A 256-nucleotide genomic window follows, 5' to 3' on the forward strand; every position below is an offset into this window, starting at 1 on the left:
GTACAAGGACGGCCGCTGGGTGGGATCGAGGGCGAGGAAGACGAACAGCGAGCAGCACACGGCGATGCAGGCCAGCGGCACCAGCGGGAACAGCGGCGCGGCATATTTCAGCTCGGCGACCGTGCCGCCGCTGGCCATGTGCTCGCGGCGGAAGCGGTATTGGGCGTAGGCGATGACGATCCAGGTGACGGTGCCGGACATCCCGCTCACCGCCATCAGCACCATGAACAGGGTGTCGGCGGCGACCACGCTGGTC

General features: G+C 68.0%; 1 pseudogene. It reads right to left on the reverse strand.

The window, feature by feature from the left end:
* A pseudogene (locus ACLJNW_RS26535) lies at positions 1 to 256 on the reverse strand (S-methylmethionine permease); the annotation flags it as partial.

This window comes from Salmonella sp. SAL4457 (genome assembly GCF_046548235.1).
GTDB lineage: Bacteria > Pseudomonadota > Gammaproteobacteria > Enterobacterales > Enterobacteriaceae > Salmonella > Salmonella enterica.